The organism is Paenibacillus sp. FSL M7-1414 (genome assembly GCF_038003195.1).
GTDB classification, from domain to species: Bacteria; Bacillota; Bacilli; order Paenibacillales; family Paenibacillaceae; genus Paenibacillus; species Paenibacillus amylolyticus.
The window spans coordinates 1,608,238-1,628,992 of record NZ_JBBOOS010000001.1; the positions used below are offsets into that span (position 1 = coordinate 1,608,238).

Annotated in this window: 18 protein-coding genes and 1 riboswitch; of the genes, 13 read left to right on the plus strand and 5 right to left on the minus strand. The window is 50.0% G+C overall.

All coding sequences use genetic code 11. The annotated features are described in order from the left end of the window. Nucleotides 1-122: 122 nt before the first annotated feature. Nucleotides 123-1,544, minus strand: a complete 1,422-nt coding sequence (locus MHH92_RS07205; protein WP_235193757.1) for an aminotransferase-like domain-containing protein — start codon at nucleotides 1,542-1,544, stop codon at nucleotides 123-125. A 120-nt stretch (nucleotides 1,545-1,664) separates the two neighbouring features. Here MHH92_RS07205 and MHH92_RS07210 point away from each other — a divergent pair, with 120 nt between their 5' ends. Continuing rightward, entirely contained in the window at nucleotides 1,665-2,603 is a 939-nt protein-coding gene (locus MHH92_RS07210; protein ID WP_127544168.1) for a DMT family transporter, read from the plus strand. A gap of 64 nt (nucleotides 2,604-2,667) precedes the next feature. Here the strand turns inward: MHH92_RS07210 and MHH92_RS07215 are convergent, their stop codons facing one another. Next, nucleotides 2,668-3,237: a TetR/AcrR family transcriptional regulator gene (locus MHH92_RS07215; protein ID WP_340902879.1), complete on the minus strand. Its 570-nt coding sequence runs from the start codon at nucleotides 3,235-3,237 to the stop codon at nucleotides 2,668-2,670. Nucleotides 3,238-3,393: 156 nt separating this feature from the next. On the opposite strand from MHH92_RS07215, the gene MHH92_RS07220 reads away from it, so the two are divergent. Next, entirely contained in the window at nucleotides 3,394-4,920 is a 1,527-nt protein-coding gene (locus MHH92_RS07220; protein ID WP_340902880.1) for an NAD(P)/FAD-dependent oxidoreductase, read from the plus strand. A 173-nt stretch (nucleotides 4,921-5,093) separates the two neighbouring features. On the opposite strand, the gene MHH92_RS07225 is transcribed toward MHH92_RS07220, so the two are convergent. Then, nucleotides 5,094-5,897, minus strand: a complete 804-nt coding sequence (locus MHH92_RS07225; RefSeq protein ID WP_062833159.1) for a Cof-type HAD-IIB family hydrolase — start codon at nucleotides 5,895-5,897, stop codon at nucleotides 5,094-5,096. A gap of 252 nt (nucleotides 5,898-6,149) precedes the next feature. Next, a complete protein-coding gene (locus MHH92_RS07230) occupies nucleotides 6,150-7,154 on the minus strand; it encodes a lipoate--protein ligase (RefSeq protein ID WP_340902883.1) in 1,005 nt (334 codons plus the stop codon). Between the two features lie 189 nt (nucleotides 7,155-7,343). Here MHH92_RS07230 and cobD point away from each other — a divergent pair, with 189 nt between their 5' ends. From cobD to MHH92_RS07285, 11 genes are all read left to right on the plus strand, one after another. Further along, nucleotides 7,344-8,534 (plus strand): threonine-phosphate decarboxylase CobD, encoded by a 1,191-nt coding sequence (gene cobD, locus MHH92_RS07235; protein WP_340902885.1) that lies wholly within the window; start codon nucleotides 7,344-7,346, stop codon nucleotides 8,532-8,534. Beyond that, nucleotides 8,531-9,361, plus strand: coding sequence for an adenosylcobinamide amidohydrolase (locus tag MHH92_RS07240; RefSeq protein ID WP_340902886.1), 831 nt, complete (start codon nucleotides 8,531-8,533; stop codon nucleotides 9,359-9,361). The genes cobD and MHH92_RS07240 overlap by 4 nt, the downstream gene beginning before the upstream one ends. Before the next feature lie 44 nt (nucleotides 9,362-9,405). Next, the gene (gene cbiB, locus MHH92_RS07245) at nucleotides 9,406-10,386 is read left to right on the plus strand and encodes an adenosylcobinamide-phosphate synthase CbiB (protein WP_340907640.1); all 981 of its coding nucleotides are present in this window, start codon (nucleotides 9,406-9,408) and stop codon (nucleotides 10,384-10,386) included. Then, nucleotides 10,377-11,057, plus strand: a complete 681-nt coding sequence (locus MHH92_RS07250; protein ID WP_340902887.1) for a histidine phosphatase family protein — start codon at nucleotides 10,377-10,379, stop codon at nucleotides 11,055-11,057. Before cbiB ends, MHH92_RS07250 begins: the two co-directional genes overlap by 10 nt. Nucleotides 11,058-11,203: 146 nt before the next feature. After that, nucleotides 11,204-11,353, plus strand: a riboswitch (cobalamin riboswitch). Nucleotides 11,354-11,762: 409 nt separating this feature from the next. Then, a complete protein-coding gene (locus tag MHH92_RS07255) occupies nucleotides 11,763-12,761 on the plus strand; it encodes an ABC transporter substrate-binding protein (RefSeq protein ID WP_074094019.1) in 999 nt (332 codons plus the stop codon). Further along, nucleotides 12,758-13,804, plus strand: coding sequence for a FecCD family ABC transporter permease (locus MHH92_RS07260; RefSeq protein ID WP_133386799.1), 1,047 nt, complete (start codon nucleotides 12,758-12,760; stop codon nucleotides 13,802-13,804). The genes MHH92_RS07255 and MHH92_RS07260 overlap by 4 nt, the downstream gene beginning before the upstream one ends. Continuing rightward, nucleotides 13,801-14,613 carry an ABC transporter ATP-binding protein gene (locus MHH92_RS07265; protein WP_249911474.1) on the plus strand — a complete coding sequence of 271 codons (813 nt, stop codon included), beginning with the start codon at nucleotides 13,801-13,803 and terminating at the stop codon, nucleotides 14,611-14,613. Before MHH92_RS07260 ends, MHH92_RS07265 begins: the two co-directional genes overlap by 4 nt. Before the next feature lie 45 nt (nucleotides 14,614-14,658). Then, nucleotides 14,659-15,780 carry a nicotinate-nucleotide--dimethylbenzimidazole phosphoribosyltransferase gene (gene cobT, locus MHH92_RS07270; RefSeq protein WP_340902890.1) on the plus strand — a complete coding sequence of 374 codons (1,122 nt, stop codon included), beginning with the start codon at nucleotides 14,659-14,661 and terminating at the stop codon, nucleotides 15,778-15,780. Further along, nucleotides 15,777-16,337, plus strand: a complete 561-nt coding sequence (gene cobU, locus MHH92_RS07275; RefSeq protein ID WP_340902891.1) for a bifunctional adenosylcobinamide kinase/adenosylcobinamide-phosphate guanylyltransferase — start codon at nucleotides 15,777-15,779, stop codon at nucleotides 16,335-16,337. Before cobT ends, cobU begins: the two co-directional genes overlap by 4 nt. Next, complete coding sequence (gene cobS / locus MHH92_RS07280; protein ID WP_340902892.1) at nucleotides 16,334-17,224, plus strand: adenosylcobinamide-GDP ribazoletransferase; 891 nt, start codon at nucleotides 16,334-16,336, stop codon at nucleotides 17,222-17,224. The genes cobU and cobS overlap by 4 nt, the downstream gene beginning before the upstream one ends. 125 nt (nucleotides 17,225-17,349) lie before the next feature. Beyond that, on the plus strand, nucleotides 17,350-18,894 hold the full coding sequence (locus tag MHH92_RS07285; RefSeq protein WP_340907641.1) for a cobyric acid synthase: 1,545 nt from the start codon (nucleotides 17,350-17,352) through the stop codon (nucleotides 18,892-18,894). Between the two features lie 126 nt (nucleotides 18,895-19,020). On the opposite strand, the gene MHH92_RS07290 is transcribed toward MHH92_RS07285, so the two are convergent. Continuing rightward, the gene (locus MHH92_RS07290; protein ID WP_047842054.1) at nucleotides 19,021-20,721 is read right to left on the minus strand and encodes a methyl-accepting chemotaxis protein; all 1,701 of its coding nucleotides are present in this window, start codon (nucleotides 20,719-20,721) and stop codon (nucleotides 19,021-19,023) included. Nucleotides 20,722-20,755: the final 34 nt, after the last annotated feature.

A 20,755-nucleotide genomic window follows, 5' to 3' on the forward strand; every position in this document is an offset into this window, starting at 1 on the left:
GTAGAGAGTATAGAACACCAAAAGTAAAGTCGCCACAAGGCGACTTTTTTGATGCAGCGATACGAGTGGCAAATTGCACTTGAAATTCTTCGGATTGGCTTCAATCCAAGAGTATCAAAATGTTACATTTCTTTCGCAAGCGTAATGAGCCTGCTCATCCCTTCCCGAATCTGCTGCTCATGTGCATAAGAGAAGGACAGGCGCAGCTTGCGACTGGCTGAATGATCCGAAGAATCAAATACGGTTCCGGGTACAAAGGCAACGGATTGTTCCATGCATCGGTGAAGCAGTCTCCCTGTATCCACACCCTCAGGAAGCTCTACCCAAAAGTTGAGTCCGCCCTCCGGCCGGGTCCACGTCCAGTCCGTTTCCAGCAGAGATTGTTCCATCACTTCCATCCGTAGCTGGATAGCGGTCCGCAGCTTGGATAGATGCTGATGCATACGTTCTGACTGAAAATAACGGAGAAAAAGCTTCTGGTTCAGAAGGGGCGATCCGTTATCTGTCAGTGATTTTACAGCCTGTAGTCCTGGCATGAATCGCTGGCGGCATATGATGGCTGCAATCCGTAGCCCGGGTGCAACGTACTTGCTGTAACTGCGGATGTACAGAGTGTGTCCAGTAGTATCGTAGGTGAAAATGGGTGCAGGAGGTTTCTCCTTAAAATAGATATCATAGGTACTGTCGTCTTCGAGCAGAAAACAACCATACTGTTCTGCAAGTTCAGGTAACTGTTTACGCTGTTCTACTGGAACATTAAGGCCGGTTGGATTCTGAAAGGTCGGTGTCATATAAAAGAGGCGCGGCTTCTCACTCTTCATCAGATGTTCGATCTGCTCCAGATCATACCCATCCGAGTGAATATCCGTAAAGATCAGACGAGCACCTTGTTTGCGGAAAATCTCCATTGCCGGTCCATACGTAGGCCGTTCCATCAACACCCGATCCCCGGGTTTGACCAGCGTCCGCGAGATGACATCAATCGCTTGCTGCGCCCCCGAAGTAATGAGCACTTCGTCTGCAGAGAGGTAGAAGCGTTCTTTTTTCGTTAGATGGCTTGCCAGCGCACTTCGCAATTCCAGATCTCCCTGAATTGTGGAATACGTTCCGAGCAAACGTGGATATTGATCCAGCAGATCACGCATTAGTTCACCCCAATACCGGTTGGGCAGCAGAGAGGGATCGATTAACGATTTGGAAAATTGGTATTCTGCTTCAAGGGACTGTACCCGTGCAAGTGAATCCCAATGCAGCCAGGCTGACACGGCGGGATCATCCGCCTGATCCGTTACTGAGAATGGAGTTGCTGGACTGACATAATAACCGGACTTGTCCTTAACATAAACACTCCCACGTTCCTTTAACTCCTGATAGGCTTTGAATACGGTCAGACGATGTACGCCGAGTAGCTCGGACAGGCTTCGTACAGATGGCAGTTTTTCATGTTCGGCCCACTCTCCCGCTTCTATACGTACAACGAGATAATGGATTACTTGCTCATATAATTTCAGGCTGTTATCTGTCATCATCATGGTTCTGCCCACCCGGCTCACACTCCTTTTGAACTCTATTGTAACAGCTAATGGGAGAAAACTGTTCTGTTTTGTTCATTCTGTTCTGTAGACCATGAGATATGATGGAGAACAGATAAAGGAGTGGTTATCATGGTGGGGATTGCATTTACGGTTATGTGTCTTATTTTCGGTACAACATTTCTGGCTATTAAAATTGGAGTAGAGGCAGGCATGCCTCCTTTTCTGTCAGCCGGATTGCGATTTTTAATCGCGGGAGCGCTGATGTTTGCATGGATGAGGATGAAGGGCAAAGTGAGCTGGTCGCTCCTGTTCCGCAAGGAGATGCTGTTGACGGGAGCGGGGTTGACCTTCGGCACCTTTGCCACATTATATTGGGCCGAACAGCATGTGAGCTCGGGTGTGGGTGCCATTCTGTCGGCGACAGGGCCGCTGATGATTATGTTGATGCAGACGGCGCTGTTACGACAAAAAACATCTGCCCGTATGATTGTGGGCTGCCTGATCGGGTTCACCGGTGTGGTACTGGTTGTGTTGCCAGGTGTATCGCTTGGTGCAGGTTCCCTGTTTATGTGGGGTTGTATCGCGGTACTGGTGGGGGAAGTCTGTTATTCGGCAGGTGCATTGTACTCCAAAAAGGTTATTCATCAGTTCAAGGAGGCTAGTCCTGTAGCGATCAATGCGGTGCAGATGATGTATGGGGGACTGCTGTTATCCCTGCTCTCGGTCGGAACGGAATCGTGGAATATGTCTGCTCTGGACTGGGTGCCTGCCGTCTCGTCGGTGATCTATCTGACTGTCATCGGCTCCATGGTGGGGCATAGTCTGTTCTATTGGATTATGTCGCGTACCAACCCGTTGTTTCCAGCAACATGGTTATACATTTCACCACCCATTGCCGTAGGGCTTGGTGCTGTTGTCTACGGTGAGCATGTCAGCTGGGTTACATGGATCGGTGTAGTGCTGGTCGTTTCAGGTCTGCTGGCGATGAATGAGAAGGTGAGCGGCTGGTTGAAGAAAAGAAGTCGTGCGAGGATGACAGTGCAGGCTTCCGAATCTGTTTTAAAATAGGTAAAGTTTGAAGGTATGCAGCTCAATCTCAAAATCAGCCATTGATTTTAGGTTGAGCTGTTTGTTATTTCAACATGATATTTTCGTTAACCAGTAGGTAGTAATATTCATCCATCTGTTCTGCCGTAACATTTTCTTCGAAATGTTGTATCCACCACATCACAAGTAAACGAATCACCCCCGAGTGAAACTCGGCTACAAGTTCTATGGGAAGTGAAAATTGTTTACCTCTTCTCTTCAATTCCAGAAAATCCTGTCTGAATATCTCTCCGATATAATGTATGAAAAAGTTGTTAAACCCCTCATCATTCTGTTGGTTCTGCACAATTGTCTCCAGTACATTTCCAAACAGCATTTTAGATACGCTTTGCAAAGGCTGCTGTAATCGATCTTCTACATTCATGTGTAAATAATCCCGAAGGACCCATGTTAGGGTGGAGGACAGTAAAGCAAATTTATCTTTGAAATGTTTGTAAAACGTTGTTCGGTGAACCATAGCTTTGTTACATATCTCATTAATTGTGATGTTGCTGAATAGCTGGCCTTTCTCACATAACAGATCGAGTAGCGCCATCGTTAACAATTTATGAGTTCGGGTAACTCTCAAATCCACCTTTTTATCAATCATTTTCATCTACATCAGTTCCTTATTGTAGTTTAGCTATATAGTATCAACACATTGATTCTTACATGATACGAGATTTCAAGTGTATATTGGTATTATAAGTAATTTTTTGATAGGGCTACAAGTGTAGATAAAATATGATGGATTAGAGAGGATGATGTGGCGATGTCCGACATGAAAAAAGCTGTGGTTATCGGGGCAGGTATTGCAGGGTTAATCACTGCAAGGATGTTATCTGATTATTATGATGAGGTATGTATCATTGAGCGAGATGAATTGCCTTCGGAGCCGGCGAATCGGCAGGGTGTGCCTCAATCCTTTCATCCACATCGTGTATTACCGCGCGGCGGACTCATTCTGGAACATTACTTTCCCGGATACAATGACGAATTGGTCGCGCTTGGTGCCATTCCTTCGCATGAAGAGAAAATTGTGATTGCCAATCGCTATGGTACATTAGTCAATAAAGCAAATGCCGCTTCCTCATTCAAAATTGCATCGAGCAGCAGAGCACTGCTGGAATGGGTATTGCGTCAGCGAGTCCAGAGCATAGATCATATAAGCTTCTTAACGAGTACGGAAGTTACCGGGTTAATGGCATCAGAAGATCAGCGTTTGATTACAGGCGTGTATACCAAAGAAAGAGGTCGGGATAATCGGGAAGCAATGCTTGCAGCAGATATGGTTATTGATGCCGCGGGACGTTCTTCCAAATTGATCAGATGGCTTGAACAGATAGGGTTGTCCGTGCCTGAGCCGGAAGTGCTGAAGGTGTCTCTTGGTTACAGCACCCGCTATTATAAGATACCATCCTCTATTCAAAATGACTGGGGCACGGTGATAACAGAGTCCGATCCTGTGCAAGGAACTCGTGCAGGCATGTTGTGGCGCATTGAGAATGATATCGCTGGACTGTTACTGTTCAACGCAGGAGGAGATGAATATCCTCCAACCCATCCGGATGAGTTTCAAGAGCAAATCAAACATCTGTTTGCTTCGGATGAAATCGTAGCGTTGGCAGAACAGCTGGAGCCTTTTCAAGGGCCGCGTGGATACCGTATTTCCGAGTCTGTCCGTCAACATTTTGAACTGATGGAGAATTGGCCCTCCGGGTTACTCGTCCTTGGCGATGCATTTTGCAGCTTCGATCCAATCCATGGCCAAGGCATGACGGTCGCTGCAATTGAAGCCGAGACCATCGGAAAATGTTTGGATGAGCAGCGAATGCATCCTGAGCCGCAGTTTGAGCGTCAAGTGTTGCTTCGTATGCAGCAGGCTATTGAACCGGCCTGGTGGCTTAGTTCTGTGGCTGATCTGCGTTGGAAAGGGGTCGAACATGTTGGGCCTTCCCGAATGAAAGGGGTTGCGTTTGCTCAGAAGTATATAAACTTGTTTACTAAGCAGGCGATGAAAAAGGCGAGTCAGGAAAATAATAAACATCTCTTTTTTACCCAGTTCCTGATGAATGCTCTAATCCTTCCTCCAAGTGAATACTTTAAAGGTGAAATCCTGAACATGATCCTGAACGACAATGGTTCCAAAGAAGAAATGGAGTTAAGAGCAGAGCTTGGTGTCCAAGATCCGGAGCTGTTTCAGCAAAGAATAGATGAGATCATTCCGTCATTTCAACTGGAATTTGATGGCCAAATCAAAAAACTGCTGGAGTCTTTCCAGCATGCCATGAGCAAGTAAAACAATGAATCGTGGTGTGTGAAAGTCACCGCATTGTTGCTCTCAAAACATAAAAAATAACAGAAAAATATACCTTATATAATCGTTTAAACAGGATAATGAACATATTTTTAAAATCAAAAAAACAGCCCTGCACGGCGAAATTCGCCGACTGGGCTGTTCGTTGATCTTATTTACTCTGCGTTCAGCACAAACTTCTCGATAACTTCTTTCACGCCGTCTTCGTTATTACTTGCCGTAATGTAATCTGCCAGCTCTTTCAGCGCAGGAATGGCATTTCCCATCGCTACACCAAGACCAGCAACTTCGAGCATCTCATGGTCGTTCCAGGAGTCGCCGATGGCAATACACTCGCTGAGCTGGTGACCGAAATGGTCAGCCAGGAAGGTCAGGGCGTGACCTTTAGTTCCTTCATTGTGCATGATCTCCAGGAAGTAAGGTTTGGACTTTGTGATATGCACTTGAGGTCCGAGCAATTCACGCAGGTCAACGGCAACCTTATCCAAGTAGTCTGGCTCATCGATAATAAGCAACTTTGGTGTTTTTTGTTCGATGACTTTGATGAAATCAGATTCGATATAATATTGGGTACCGTTTAATTTGGCATAATCACGCAGCTTGTCGTTTTCCTCACGGGCATACAGCTTGTCGTCAATGTATGTTTGAAGGTGGAGATTGTTCTCCAGGCAGTAATCATACAATTTGCGGGAAGCTTCCTGTGGAACGTAACGCTCATAGAGGACTTTTTCGTCCAGCAGGTTTTTCACCAATGCACCTTGATACGTAATGATCGGAACGTTAAGTCCGGTTTGACGAGCAAGCGCTTGTGCGGAAGCATAAGCACGTCCAGTCGCCAGCGTTACAGTTACACCATGGGCAACTGCTTGTTCCAGTGCAGTCTGTGTAGCAGGGGTTACTTCCTTGTTGTCGTTGATCAGTGTGTCATCAATGTCGATTGCAATCAATTTGTAGGTCATCTGTGTTTCTCTCCTTTTTTTATCTGTATCTATCTGGTATCTATACCCGACTTAATCTATATCAGTTCAACTAAACGTTTTACACGAGAACGGAGAGGACAGAAAAAACCTGAAGAAGCGGAGCGTTCGCCTTTATCACCGGATTTTCCCTTTGAAGAAGGGAATCAAAAAAATCTGGGGATAACAGCGATCGGAAGGTTATTCTGTCATCGGAGTGGCAGGTGTAAACATTCTTGGGTTGAACTTATATACCTACTCTTCTAGGAAAACAAGGCCGATAAACTCTTCCAGCTCAAGGTTGCCGAAGTAATGTTTTACATCCAGGCCCTCAAGGGCAGTACGCACCTCGGTTTCCTCATACCGCTTGCCGCGCAGCATATTTTCAATATCAGCTACATCACCTACGCCGAAGAAGTCGCCAAAGATTTTGATATCTTCGATGCGTCCATCCTTGATATTCATGCGCAGATCGATGATACCGACAGGGAATTTGCGAGTGTGCTTCACATTGCTTTCCGGAGACAAGCCATAGTTCCAGTCCCAGTTATTATAACGCTCAGCGGAGATTTCCTTGATTTTGTCCCAGTCCTTGTCAGTCAGCTTGTATTGCGGGACGTCCTGTGGCTCCATTCTGAAAATATGACGTAACAGCTCATCACGGAACTGCTCAATCGTCAGGTTGGTGTCAATCAGATCACGTATGTTGGCGACCCGGCTACGCACGGACTTGGTGCTCTTGGATTTGAACTTCTCGGGATTGACGTTCAGGGAAGCCTGAACATGCTCCAGATTCAGATCAAACATCAAAGTGCCATGACTGAACATGCGCCCACGTGTGGAAAACTGGGCGTTGCCCGAAATTTTCTTTTCGCCGACTTGCAGATCATTACGCCCGGTCAACTCGGCATTTACACCAAGCTCATGCAAAGCTTCAACCACAGGCTGGGTGAACTTGCGGAAATTGTGGAAGGATTGACCGTCATCCGCTGTAATAAAACTGAAATTCAGGTTGCCCAGATCGTGATATACCGCTCCGCCTCCCGAAAGACGACGAACCACCTGCACACCGTTATCCTGAACGTACTCGATATTAATTTCTTCAATCGTATTTTGATGTTTTCCGATGATAATCGACGGACGGTTGATGTAGAACAGCAGATAGCTGTCATCCTCCATCGGCAGATGTTTCAGAATGTACTCCTCAATGGCAAGGTTTACAGAAGGATCTGTAATGCCCTGGTTGTCTACAAACAGCATGGTCATTCCTCCATTAATGTATGTGAGGGATTGCTAGTCCCTTATGTAGTGAACCTTGTATATCAAAAGGAACCGAAATTCCTCTTCTATTGTAAACGAATTATGGTTGGGACACAAAGAAAACAGGATTGACCCACACCTCCCGTGCCATCCATAATAAAAAGGACATACAGAAAGGATGACGGAAGAATGACCGGTTATATCGAAGTGTTCGGACATGGCGGGGACGTGGAGACGGCTGCGTCACGATTTGGGAGGGAAGCCGCTGATTTTCTGGATTTCAGTGCCAACATTAATCCGCTCGGTCCGCCCAGAGGGGTGCTGGAGGCTATACAGCAAGGATGGCAGTCGGTGATTCGGTATCCCGATCCGGGGCATCGGGGATTCAAAGCACTGCTTAGCGAGAGTCTTGGTGTGAGGCAGGAGCAGATTTCTGTGGGCAACGGTGCAGCCGAAAGTATGGCGCTCATTCTGCTGGGGCTTGCCCCGCGCAAGGTGGGTACGGTGGAACCTGGATTCTCGGAGTACCGCGCGTTGGCACGACAATTCGGTGCCGAGGTTGTGCATACGGAGGGCAGAGAAGAGCTGGCGTGGCGAGCGGAACCCGAGGAGATCGAGCAGCTCATGGAAAAGGTAGACTTGCTCTTCCTTGGCCAGCCCAACAATCCAAACGGTGTACAATATCCGCTTGAGGTATTGCAAAGGCTTGCCAGCAAAGCGGAAGAAACGGGAACTGTAATCGTTATTGATGAGGCATTTATGGATTTTATTCCGGTAGCCCGGCGCCAGTCCCTGGCATCACATCTGAATGACTATCCAAATGTGATCATCATTCGCTCGATGACGAAGTTTTATGCCATTCCGGGCTTGCGTCTCGGATATGCTTTGGGCCGTGCCGAATACATTCAGGCGATGACGAAGAAACAGGTGACCTGGAGTGTCAACGGTCTGGCGCTCATGGCAGGGGAAGCCTGTCTGCGCAGCGGAGAACGGTACGAACAGGAGACCATAGCACAGATCACGCGGGAACGGGAGCGTCTCATCGAAGGACTGAAGGCGTACGGATGTGCGGTGACACCGGGAGAGGCGAATTTTATTTTGGTACGTGTGCCGGCCCCTTGGACAGCAGCATCAATGCAGGAGGCGCTGGGCCGAAGGGGCATCCTGATTCGCAGCTGTGCCATGTATCCGGGGCTTGACGAAGGTCATGTACGTTTTGCGGTCAAGGATGCAGACGCCAATGCTACATTACTCAAAGTGCTGGGCGGCGTGCTGGAAACCAAGGGATATCCAAATGTCGATCAGTCCTCCATTCATGAATCAAGTCAGCAGGAGCAGACGAAAGATTCGGAACAGGCACAGGGAGGGAGGCGGTCGTGACACTCCCGTTTTATAACTACTTTGCGAATGGAGAAACAGGCGAGAATGAATATGCTTCCTCTTCCTGGCCCGGACTGAACATATCCGCATATGAACGACATATCAAAGCACAGAGCCCAAGGGCTGCCCAAGCGCTGTCGAGTGCGGTATATGGCGGTGGGATGATTGAACTGGATCGCATATTTAACATCTATGTGGACAGGCATTACCGCTGTGATGATCCGCCGCGTGATATCGAACAGGCGCTGAATGAATGGCATGAGCCGCGGGATCAATGCGCCGGATTATTGACGGCCGTAAGGCTGGAGCATACGTCCATTCAGGAATATACAAGTGAAGAATTTGGTCTTCTGTGCTGTACCACTGCGGGTGTATCGAATGCAGCACGTGCGGGATCGGAGAGAACGGTATTTGATACGGTGGGAAATAAGAAGATGTCTTCCGGCAGGGAGCGCTCTGCTCCTTCAGCACGAAATCTAACGATGGCCCCCTATGTCCCGGGTACAATTAACATCATGCTCTGGTTGAATGGACGCATGACCACCGGGGCGATGGTTAATGCGGTACAGACGGCGGTGGAAGCCAAAGCGGCCGCGCTGGCGGATGCGGGTGTTCTGGATTCGGAGAACGGGTTGCCCGCCACCGGCACCACAACTGATGCCATTGTGTTTGCGGTACGTCAGGCAGTGGAGGAACCTCAGCCGATGATTACTTATGCCGGGACAGCAACTACGGCAGGAGCGGCGATTGGCAGATTGGTATACGACACGGTGACGGAGAGCCTTCAGGCCGGACTGTTATGGAAAGAGAGGATCAGGCAAAAATGACTTTTGACGTGGAGCATCTATGGACTTGGCCGTTCTGGACAGGCATGGCGGGAGCCTGGATTATTATACTGGCGTACCTGTTGGACCGATGTATCGGAGATCCGCGCTGGATTCCCCACCCGGTGATTGGCATGGGAAAAGGCATCTCGGCGTTGGAGCGTGTCATTCGCTCGCGTGTGCGCACAGATTCGGGGCTGAAGAGAGCCGGGCTGTTGTTCCCGATTTTGATTGCGGGGGGTTCTTTTGCCATCACCTGGGGACTCGTATATGTGCTTGGGCTAATCCACCCTGTCATTGCAGCGGCAGCTGAAGTGGTGCTCATTGCAACGACTATTGCTTCAAAAGGGCTGAAGGATGCAGGTATGGAAGTGTATCGTCATCTGAAGCAGCAGGATTGGCCGGCGGCCAGACGTTCACTGGGCATGATTGTTGGACGTGATACGGGGCATCTGGATGAACCGGAGGTTGTACGGGGTACGGTAGAGACGGTTGCCGAAAATATCGTGGATGCCATTGTATCACCGTTATTCTATGCACTTATTGGAGGCGCTCCACTAGCCATGGCTTATCGCGCCGTCAACACGTTGGATTCCATGGTCGGATATAAAAATGACAAGTATCTGCATCTTGGCTGGGCCTCGGCCCGTCTGGATGATGTGGCGAACTGGATACCTGCGCGGCTGACCGCGATTCTGTTAATCGTTGGTGCCTGGGTCATGAAGCTGGACGCCAAAGGAGCAGCACGCATGGTCACACGGGATGCAAGACTGCATCCAAGTCCGAATAGTGGTTTTCCCGAATCTGCGGTGGCCGGAGCACTGGGCATCCGGCTTGGGGGACATAACGTGTATCACGGCGTTGCTTCATTTCGTGCCTACATGGGTGAAGCCACACGGCCGATGGAAGCCGAGGATATTGTGCAAACGTCACGCCTGATGTTCTGGTCGGCAGGGGCTTTTGTGGTACTATGCGTGTTCATAACGTTGGGGGTGTGGCTAGCAGGAGGGACGCTGTTATGGTCATAAATGCAGGAAATGAAGTACATACGAATCAGCAGCCTGAGCCGCTGAAACGAAACATTCTGTGGGTCCGTCATGGGACAACGCTGTGGAATGTGGAAAAAAGATACTTGGGGCATACCGACATCGGTCTGCTGCCAAATGCCAAAGAAGAGCTGGCTCCGCTTCATGAACAATTGAGCGGTGTTTCGTGGAATGAGGTATATTGCAGTGATCTGTTTCGCTGCCGGCAGACGCTGGAACAGATTCTTCCTGATGCCATCGGACAGGTGAAGTTCGACTCGCGTCTGCGCGAGAATGATTTTGGACAGTGGGAAGGGCTGACGTATGATCAGCTCAAGGATAACCCTGTGTACCGAAGCTGGATAGATGCGCCGCAGGAGGTCACTCCGCCCGGAGGGGAATCGTGGCAGGAGTTTACCGGACGGTTGGATTCCTTTCTCCAAGAGATGTTGTTGGAGGTTCGTCCTTCGATGCATGTTGATGAGGGGCGCGAGTCAACCATAGTTGTGGTTACGCATGGTGGTGTCATCCGGTATGCCTTGTCCCGTCTGATTGCCGGGCTTGGGTTCTGGGATACACATGTCGTCCCGGGACAGGCGATTCAGGTTCAGCTTGAACAACAGGGGAATGAGTGGTTTGGCAGCAGAGTGACTTTTCCGCCGATCGGGTTGTAAGGATGTACAATATACCCTATAATCACAACAGAAGTGTGACTTCAGCATGGTACAGATACGCTTCAGGTTGTGAAGCCTGAACGAGTATGCAGCATGCAGAAATTACACAGTAATGGTTTACCATATCAGCGACCAAGGGTCCCGCGTGTGAAGGCTGTTTTCATGGCAGATTAGTACGAGTCACGAAACACACAAGGGTGAAATGGGGAAGCCGGTGCAAATCCGGCACGGTCCCGCCACTGTAAAACAGGATGATTCCTGTAAGTCAGGTTACCTGCCCTGGACGTACAAACCGGTGTTCCTTCGAGGAAAGGACAGCGTTTCGGGCTATTCTATGCGCATGGACAACCCTTGGTTGAACATGTACAGATCGCCATATGCGAGACGTCATCCCTAATCTTTGTCTAAGGATTGGGGATTTTTTATTGTCATGTAAGATGAACCGAGACCAATTTTACACGAGGTCACTCCGATTGCAGTACCATCTTCCGATCGCTGTTATCCCCAGATTTTTTGATTCCCTTTTTGAAATGGAAAATCTGGTGATAAAGGCGAACACTTCGTTTCTTCAGATTGGTTCTGCACTCTCCGTTAGCGTGTAAATGTTGCAGTTCAAACCTTACACAGGAACACCAAGACATGGGGAATAAGAGTTCGAGCACGATGCAAGAAAATAGTACGAATAGAGAAGGGGAGAATAACAGAATGAATTTCAAGAATTGGAAAAGCGTAGCGTCCCTGCTAAGTGCAGCGGCACTTGCACTGGCTTTGGCCGGATGTGGCAATGCAACAACAAACGAGGGCACAGGTACTTCACAGCAACCGGCACAGGAGCAGTCCCAAGGCCAGGCTCAGACGGACCTCAAAACACAATATCCACTTACCGTTACGGATGCAACGGGTGAATCATTCACCTTTGAAAAGGCACCGGCCAAAATTGTATCCGTGTCTCCTGCTGAGACGGAATCCCTGTTTGCCCTTGGATTGGACGATCAGATCGTTGGTGTATCCGACTATGATGATTATCCGGAAGCGGCAACAACCAAAGCTAAAATGGGCGGAATCACCAAGCCCAATGAAGAGTCCATCATTGCCGCTGAAGCCGACATCGTCTTCACAGGTATCTCGATGAGCGAAGATGCAGTGAAAAAGCTGCGCGAACTGGGCATTACCATTTTCAAAACGGATCCTAAATCCATTGACGATGTGATGAACAATATCGAAACCTTCGGTAAAATCACGGATCATCAGGAAAAAGCACAAGAAATCATCACTCAGATGAAACAGGACGTTACGGATGTAACGGAAGCAGTGAAGGCAGTTAAACCGGAAGATAAGAAAAAAGTATACGTTGAATTCTCCCCAGGCTGGACTGTTGGTAAAGGCGAATTTATGGATGAACTCATCACTGTAGCCGGTGGCAGCAATATTGCTTCGGACAAAGAGGGCTGGTATGAAATCAATGAAGAGAACGTGATTGCCTCCAACCCGGATGTGATCCTGTATGCCAACGATGTAATTGATGAAAACTCCAAAACACTGGATCAGATCATCAAGGCGCGCAGTGGCTGGGATCAAATTACGGCTGTGAAAAATGACGCGGTTATTGGCCTGGATGCCAACCTGCTGAGCCGTCCGGGTCCACGGGTAACTCAAGGGTTGAAAGAAGTAGCCAAAGCGATCTACCCTGACTTGTTCCAATGAGTAAAAAGCTGATCCTGTTCGGAACGACGGGCATGGTGCTGCTGGTGCTCACCGTGCTCATCTGCACGGGCATTGGTTCAGTAGCGTTGCCGATCCGGGATATTGCAGGTATCCTGATTCACAAAATTCCCTGGGTGGGCGATTGGATTACACCGGATTGGAATAAGGCAGCCGAACAGATTATCTGGAAAGTCAGATTCCCACGTGTACTGCTTGCCGTGCTCGTGGGCGCATCGTTGGCGATTGCCGGTGCGGGATTCCAGGGGGTTCTTCGGAACCCGCTGGCAGACCCGTTCACCCTGGGCGTATCATCCGGTGCTTCGGTGGGTGCAGCCTTTCTGATTTTCTTCGGATTGCAGTATGCACTGATCGGAATCTGGACGTTACCACTGGTGGCGTTTTTGACGGGTGTAATCACGTTATGGTTTGTTATGGCACTGGCTCGTGAAGGGCGTAAAATACCTACACACAGCCTCATTCTCGCTGGTGTGGTCATGCAAAGTTTCCTGGGCGCAGTTGTTTCCTTCCTGTCGACCATGTCGAAACAGACGATTAATGAAATTATATACTGGACGATGGGAAGTCTGGCTCTGCGTGGGTGGTCGTATACGGCCATCCTTTTCCCGTATTTTCTATTAGGGCTGGTCTTTCTCTGGAGCCGCGCACGCTCGTTGAATGTGCTTGCGCTGGGAGAACGTCAAGCGGCACATATCGGGATCGGAGTGGACAGACTCAAGCTGTCCGTGCTGGCAGTTGGCACTCTGCTGACCGCAGGGGCTGTCTCGGTATCGGGTGTCATCGGATTCGTTGGATTGGTGATCCCGCATATGTTGCGGCTGGTGGTGGGACCGGATTACCGACTGCTGGTACCTTTGTCTGCCATTGGTGGAGCGATCTTCATGGTGTGGGCCGATACCATCGCAAGGTCGTTGCTGGCGCCAACTGAAATTCCGCTCGGTGTTGTCACCGCCTTTGTTGGTGCGCCGTTCTTTGCTTACCTGCTGCACCGGAACAAAAAGTTGCAGAAGGGGATGATGCCATGAATTCCAGTACCAGTTCCAACTCGACCTCACTTATCTCCATTAAGGGAGCAGGGAAGTCATATGGCAATCATCAGGCCCTGCGCAATGTAGACTGGCATGTTGGCGAAGGTGACTGGTGGGGAGTTGTCGGACCAAACGGCAGCGGCAAGTCCACCCTGATCCAGCTTATTGCCGGAACGGAACAGTTAAGCGAAGGTCAGATCCGTATCGATGGTCGAGACATCGGCTCTTACAGCCGTAAGGACCTGTCGCGCATGATCGCTGTATTGCAACAGGATGGCTTGCCAGCCATCTCCTATCCTGTACGAGACGTGGTGGAGATGGGACGATATCCATACCAGAACTGGCTGGGGCGGGAAACGGGTGATGGGGCACTTGTGGTGGACAGAGTGCTTGAAGATCTGGGATTGACAGAGCTGGCGGACAGACCGCTGGATGCACTCAGCGGCGGACAACGGCAGCGGGTCGCACTAGCCAAAGTTATGGCTCAGGAGCCGAGGTTACTTCTGCTGGACGAGCCGACCACGTTTCTGGATATTAAATATCAATTGCAATTCATGGAATTGTTATCGGCATGGCGACAGAGGACTAACATTACGATTGTGGCTGTGCTGCATGATCTGAATCTGGCCGCGTTATTTTGCGATCACATTCTGGCGCTGCGTGAGGGCATGGTGGTTGGAAAGGGCACGCCTCATACGTTGATCAACGATGAGAATATTCAAGACATATTTCGCGTCAAACCCGCAATTGTCTCCCATCCCGATCATGCCATACCTCAACTGCTGCTGCGGCGTGACATCGATTAAATGAAGCGGGGCGACCCATATTTTGATGAAGGAAGTGCTGGTTGTATGAATAATGAACAGGTGTTGGAGCATTTAACGAGTAAGATTACTGCTCCTGACCAGGAAGTGGCGGCAGAAACCTCTGCGCATGTGGATTCGTTGACGAAGCCGCCGGGAAGTCTGGGCAAATTGGAAGAGCTGGTGATCCGCCTGGCAGGCATGACAGGCTATGCACGTCCGCGTTTTGATCACAGGGCAGTCATTGTCATGGCCGCAGATCACGGCGTAGTGGAAGAAGGCATCAGTGCTTTTCCTGCCGAAGTGACCCCGCAGATGGTCCAGAATTTCCTCGCTGGAGGCGCAGCGGTGAATGTGCTTGCCCGTCACGCCGGAGCTGATGTGATCTGTGTGGATATCGGGGTGAATGCCGATCTTGAACATCCGGACCTGTTCTCCCGAAAAATTCGCAAAGGGACGGCCAACATGGCCCGAGGTGCAGCAATGACCCGGGATGAGGCAGTTCGGGCTATCCTTGCAGGAGCCGAAGTTGTCTCGGCAGAAGTGGCGAAGGGAACACAGCTGTTTGTCACCGGGGAGATGGGAATCGGCAACACCACCGCAAGTGCTGCGGTAATGAGCGCGTTAACCGGAGTTACACCAGCTGCCGCCGTGGGGCGAGGCACCGGCATTGATGATGCAGGCTTGCAGCGCAAGGCTGCTGTAGTCAGCCGGGCGCTTAGCGTAAACGCACCAAACCCGGAAGATGCACTGGATGTTCTGTGCAAGGTGGGTGGACTGGAGATTGCCGGACTCACAGGGGTTATTCTCGCAGCAGCTGCTCATCGTTGCCCGGTCGTTGTAGACGGGTTTATCTCTACTGCGGCAGCGCTGGTTGCGAGACAACTTGCACCTCTGAGTACAGCTTATATGATCGCTTCTCATACGTCACATGAAAATGGGCATGGGGCGCTGCTGCGTGAATTGGATCTGAAAGCGATGCTGGATCTGGACATGCGTCTGGGTGAAGGCACAGGCGGTGTGCTTAGTCTTCATCTGATTGACGCAGCATGTCTCATTCTGAACGAGATGGCAACCTTTGCAAGCGCGGGTGTCTCGGATGGGACAAGCCCTGCTTCGGACTCTACTGTGACGGGTGATTCATCCCTGCAAGGAGAGAGTTCCCGATGAGCGTACTGGTGACAGGCGGCGCACGCAGTGGCAAAAGCTCCTTTGCCGAGCGTCTCTGCATGCAGCGTTCCTCGGAGGCGTGGTATGTGGCAACAGCTCAGGCGTACGATGATGAAATGCGTGAGCGTATCGCCATGCATCAGCATCAGCGCGAGGCATCAGGGTATCTGTGGCACACGATGGAAGAGCCGATACATCTGCCTGCTTTGATTAGCCGCATGGGTGAAGGGCATACAGGGACTTCTGCACCCACCATTCTGGTGGATTGCCTAACGCTGTGGCTGACAAATGTTTTGTTAGCGCATGAGCATGACGAGAAGCAGGTGTTACAGGGACATTTAGACGCGCTGGTTGAAGCGATTCGCACCTATCCCGGTTTGCTTGTTCTGGTTACAAATGAAGTGGGGGACGGGATCGTACCGGAATATGCCCTTGGCAGGAAATATCGGGATTTGGCCGGTGTACTGAATCAGCGCATTGCGGCAATATGCGGTGAAGTGTTTCTGGTGACCGTAGGCATTGCCATTGAACTAAAAGGCAAGGAGTACCGCTTATGAAGGATGGCACGCCTGCTCCTCAGCGCAAACATGCGGCGGCAGCCGCTTTTCAATTTTTGTCCCGTTTCCCTGTCAAAATGCAAATCGATTTTGTCCCGCCGCTGCTGCGGGAAAGTGTAGTCTTTTATCCGCTGGTCGGTGCTGCAATCGGTCTGTGTGTCTGGCTCTTGGGAGCCTTAAGCGGTGCAGTGCTCCCCGCCTTTCCGGCTGCCGTCCTGACCTTGACGTTATGGGTATGGCTCACCGGAGGACTCCATCTTGACGGATGGATGGATACGGCGGATGGCTTGCTCAGTTATCGTACCCGTGAGCGGATGCTGGAGATTATGAAGGACAGCCGTGTCGGGGCCATGGGGGTAATTGCCTGTGTGCTGCTGCTCATGATGAAGGCTGCGCTGATCGCCGATTTTATTGCCCGGGGTCACTGGGTGTACGGTGCGCTGCTGATCCTGCCGATGATCTGGAGCCGCTGGTTCATGGTGTATGCGATGTCGGCCTGGCCGAATGCACGGGGAGATGATGGACTTGCTGTATTGTTTAAAGGTCTGGGTGAGCGGAAGGAAGTCCAGCGTGCACGCAGCTCAGCTGTGGGCCTGACCTTGATCGCAGGGGCAATTACGTTTGCCGCGGTGTGGCTTTTCAAGCCGGATATGGGGATTGCAGATGCGATGGTGAGTGGTCTGGGAACACTGCCATGGTGGCTATACCCGGTGGCGGCAGTTATTATACTGCCTGTGGCGTGTTATTATATCGGCCGATTCGTGGCTTCCCGGATCAGTGAACGGCTCGGCGGTTTAACCGGGGATACGTATGGTGCCATGAATGAGCTGCTGGAGGCGGCTTTGTTGACCGTGCTGAGCGTGCTTCAAGGACTGTTCTGGCTGTAACTTTTGAAGTAAGAAGCAGTATGGAAAGTGTTATGCATGAGGTTGGGAGCAAGGTGATCTGGTATAACACGGAGACAGGGGGAGAGAGCTTGGAAGATAGGCCATCACAACCAGCGGCGGTACTGATGCTGCAAGGAACGGCTTCCGATGTGGGCAAAAGTGTTATCACAACGGCATTGTGCCGGATTTTTAAGCAGGATGGCTTCAAGCCTGCTCCGTTCAAGTCACAGAATATGGCACTGAATTCCTATGTGACGGAAGATGGCAAGGAGATTGGTCGGGCTCAGGGAGCACAGGCCGAGGCCTGCGGTATTGAGGCGACAACCGACATGAACCCGATCCTGATCAAGCCGGTGCGGGACATGCATTCGCAGATCGTCGTACATGGTGTACCTTTTGCCCAGATGAGTGCATCAGATTACCGTCAGCATTTCCTGCCTGAAGCAAAACAGACGGTTATGGATGCGTTGAACCGGCTACGGGATACCTATGATATTGTGCTGATGGAAGGAGCGGGCAGTCCGGCCGAAATCAATCTGAAGGACCGGGATATCGTCAACATGAATCTGGCAGGTTGGGCCGATGCGCCGGTAATTCTGATCTCTGATATCGATCGGGGCGGGGTATTTGCTTCCATCGTAGGTACGCTCGAACTGCTTGAACCCCATGAGGTGGCGCGTGTCAAAGGGTTCATTATCAACAAGTTCCGCGGTGATCTGTCCCTGTTGCAGCCAGGACTCGACTGGCTCGAAGAACGGACAGGCATTCCAGTATTAGGTGTGTTGCCTTACATAAGAGATATTCAGATTGAAGCGGAAGATTCAGTGGTGCTGGACTCCATGCGTCATGGGAAATCCGGCAAAACCGAGCTGGATCTGGTGGTGATCCGATATCCGCGAATTTCCAACTTTACAGACTTTGATGCACTTTCCCGTGAACCGGATGTGAATGTGCGTTACGTGACCTCGCCAGAGGAATTGGGCAGTCCGGATGCCATTCTTCTACCGGGTACGAAGGATACCATAGGTGACTTGGCATATCTGCGTGAGTCTGGACTGGAGCAGGCGATTGCGAGCCAGACCGAGCGTGAGCATGTGCAGCTCGTAGGGATATGTGGCGGATACCAGATGCTGGGACGTCATCTGAAGGACCCCTTTGCTGTGGAGGCGAATCAGATTCAGGAAGCAAAAGGGCTTGGCTGGCTCCCGCTATCGACAACGTTTCTTCAGGAAAAGCAGACCGTCAGAGCTTCCGGACGGGTGCAGCCTAATCACCCGATTCGTCTGTATGGTGAGCAAGATGTAACAGAGGCTTCATTACCTGTGAATGGATATGAGATTCATATGGGCGTTACGGAGTGCCACGAGCCCGAACGTGTAACCGCGTTGTTTGAAATCTCACATCCAGGTGGTCAACCTTTCCAAGAAGGCTGGGGCTCTGTAGATGGCGGCGTGTGGGGAACCTACCTGCATGGATTGTTTGAAAGTGATCAATTCCGACGTTCGTGGCTAAATGCCTTGCGTGCAGGAAAAGGACTGGCTCCACTTAAGGAGACATATAGTGCACATGAGCGTAAGGAGATGGAGTTTGATCGGGTAGCCGAATCGTTGCGTTCGGCATTGGATATGAAGCGTGTGTACGAGATTATGGGTGTTCAGGCACCCGAGTGAAACAACAATACCCCCATGTCCGACAAACCGTTCTCTAGAAACGGCATGTTAGCGGCATGGGGGTATTGTATATCCTATGATTAAATGAGGTTTAAAACAGGTGATGATAGGTTAATGGTTAACCTGTTAGTTTATTTTGAAATTTTTCATAGCGGATTGCAGCTCTACAGCTTGTTCATGCAGATGACGAACTGTATTCGAATGTGAATCCATCTCGCTGAGCTGAAGATCTGCTGTTGAAGCAATCTGTAGCATACTTTCACGGGATTTGGTCGTAATCTGTGCCGTTTCTTCAACGGATGCACTCACTTCTTCAGCACCAGCGGATACTTGTTGTGTAGAAGCAGAGACGGTCTGAATGGTCAGATTCACGTTCTGAATCAATTCATTCAGTTGCTGGAAGGCTGAGCCTGCTTGTTGAACAACAGTTGTGCCTGAACCAATCTCCTGGGTTACACGGTTCATTGCATCAACCGAGCGCTCAGCATCTTCACGAATGGTACCCAGATAATCCGAAATTTCTTCGGTGGCTGTCTTAGATTGCTCGGCAAGTTTGCGAACTTCTCCAGCAACAACAGCGAATCCGCGGCCATGCTCTCCGGCACGTGCTGCTTCAATGGAGGCGTTGAGTGACAGCATGTTAATCTGTTTGGTGATTTCAAAAATGGAAGCAACAATGGTGCCGATGGCTACCGAACGTTCATTCATAGTTTCGACATAACGCAACGATTCGCTTGCTGTCTGGCCTACACGCTCCATCTGCTCAATGGCATTCTGAGCCAGTCGGTTACCGTTAACTGCCTCGTTGGCTGCTTCACCAATCTGGTCAGACACTTCAGCGGAAGAAGAAGCAATATGCATAATACCTTGCGTAATTTCTTCCATAGCTCTGGCGTTCTCGGATGCGCTTGACGCAATGCTGATGCTGCCTTTTTCTGCATCTTCTGCGGAGCGGCTGGAGTTTCGAACCATACCAGACATCGATTCAACCCGCTGAAGCAGGTCATTGGAGCCTGATACAACTTCATTGGACGTGGACAAGGCACGGCTAATCATTTCTTTCAGGTTATGCGTCATCGTCTGGAAGCTTGCGGCAAGCTGGGCAATTTCATCTTTACCTTTGATCTCTAGTTCAGCGGTCAGATCACCTTGGGATATTTGTTTGCTATGTTGGACGAGCTTGATGATTGGTTTGGTAACTCTTTTGATCATACTAGTGGAGATAAGCCAGCCGAGCACAAACACTAATGCTGTAATCCCAAGACATAACCAGAAAATCTGGGTAATCTTGTCTTGAATGAACTGGGCATCCATGCTCACAGCCATAATCATGTTACTTCCTGCAATCGGGATAAAGGCTGCTTTATGTACACCAAAGGAATCGGAGTAGACCTCACTGATTACCATCTCTTTGTTCTCAATAGCTGCATTCATTGCGGGTTCTACACTGATCTCATCCTGCGCTTTCATGTTTGAGGAAGGGTTGGCCACAACGACTTTGGCTGAGCCATCTTGAATAGCAACAACGTAAGCAGCATCCAGATTATGTTCTTTTGCTTTATCTGCCAGATACGATTCCACGGTCATGGCAGCACCTTCAGAACCGGCTCCGCCACTCTGTACCTGTAGGATTTTGGATGCTGAAGTATTCTTGTATATATCCTGAATGGACGTGTTTAGGACTTTGTCAAACTGCGGCAGCACGTAGCTTTGAATAATATTCATCGATACGGCGTAAAAACTAATACTGAACAACAGGGAAGCAACCAGCAGAACGAGGAATAAGGTGCCTCTGATTTTACCGGCGACGGTGCGATTACGAAACATATGATCATCCTTTCACGTCAAGTTCATTAACATT